Source organism: Pseudomonas sp. LM13 (assembly GCF_041381355.1).
Taxonomy (GTDB): Bacteria; Pseudomonadota; Gammaproteobacteria; order Pseudomonadales; family Pseudomonadaceae; genus Stutzerimonas; species Stutzerimonas frequens.
Window position 1 is genome coordinate 1 of record NZ_JACBXH010000116.1, and the last position, 1253, is coordinate 1253.

Sequence of the window (1253 nt, forward strand, 5' to 3'; positions counted from 1 at the left end):
AACGAGGGCATCACACCCAGGTTCTGCATGGCCGCCAGCATGGTCGAGCCCTTCATCGCGCTGCCGTTGTCCGAGTGCAGTACCAGCGGCTGGCCTGCCCGCTGTTCACGTAGGCAGGCCTGGCGTAGCAGCTGGGCGGCCTGCTCGGCGCTTTCACTTTCATGCACCTCGTTGGCCAGCAGCTTCCGGCTGTAGACGTCCTTGATCATGTACCAGTAGAAGTAACGGCCCTTGACCGTGGTCGGCAGCCAGGTGATGTCCCAGCACCACAGCTGGTTCGGGCCGTCGGCCACATGGGTCGTCAGCGCTCGTTTCACCGGTGGGCGGCTACGACCGCGCGGATGCTGCTGTTCGGCGTCCTTCAGCAACCGGTAAAAGGTCGACTCCGAGGCTAGCCAGGTGCCCTGATCGGCCAGCCGCGCCACGATCTGCTGCGGCGGCAGGCTGGCAAACTCGGGCTGATTGGCGACCTCCAGCACGCGGCGGCGCTCTTGCGGGGTCAGCTTGTTGGCCGGCTCAGCTCGCTGTGCCGAAGGACGCCGATCCTCCGGGCAGTGCTGCCAGCGCTGTAGGCTGCGCAGCGATAGGCCCAGTTCGGCGCAGGCCTGCGCCCGCCGCGCTCCCGCCGCCACGGCGTCCTCGATCAACTGCAGCGTTTCACGGCGATCCGGGGCGCTGATCATTCGTCCTCGTCCTTCCCCCAGAGCGCCTCGGCTTTTTTTCGCAACACCAGCAGAGCCGCGGTTTCTGCCAGCGCCGCATCCTTGCGCCGTAGTTCACGCTCCAGCTGCTTGATGCGCTTCTTCGCGGCCTTTTCCTCTTCGCGTTCGCGCCGGGTCTTGCTCGGCTGAGCCAGGCTGTTGGCCTGCTCGCAGGCCTCGCGCCAGGCGTTGATCTGCTCGACATACAGGCCTTTGCGCCGGCAGTACTCCGCCAGCTCAGCCGCATTGAGGCTGGCGCTTTCCAGCACCACCCGAAACTTGTCCTGGCTCGACCACTGGTCGGCCTGCTGTCCATCTCCCGGCACCACTGCTCCCGCTGCTCTGGCCTGTTTGCGCCAAGCATACAGGGTGGCATCAGTAATGCCTGTCGCTTCCACCAGCTCCGGCACCGTCCGGTTCAAGGGCGGCATCATCTGCCGCACCACCCACTCCCGATGCTCTATCGAATAACGCGCCACACGGCTCTCACTTCCGCCCACCGACCAAGACTCATCGAATCAACTCACACGACAACTATCCTGACGCGGCGGG

The 1253-nt window shown here is 65.2% G+C and carries 2 protein-coding genes; both read right to left on the reverse strand.

The annotated features are described in order from the left end of the window. Window positions 1-683: DDE-type integrase/transposase/recombinase (locus HZR81_RS23555; protein ID WP_500129392.1), on the reverse strand; the 683-nt coding region annotated here is incomplete at its 3' end. Continuing rightward, window positions 680-1201 (reverse strand): transposase, encoded by a 522-nt coding sequence (locus tag HZR81_RS23560; RefSeq protein ID WP_414209385.1) that lies wholly within the window; start codon window positions 1199-1201, stop codon window positions 680-682. The genes HZR81_RS23555 and HZR81_RS23560, both read right to left, overlap by 4 nt. Window positions 1202-1253: the final 52 nt, after the last annotated feature.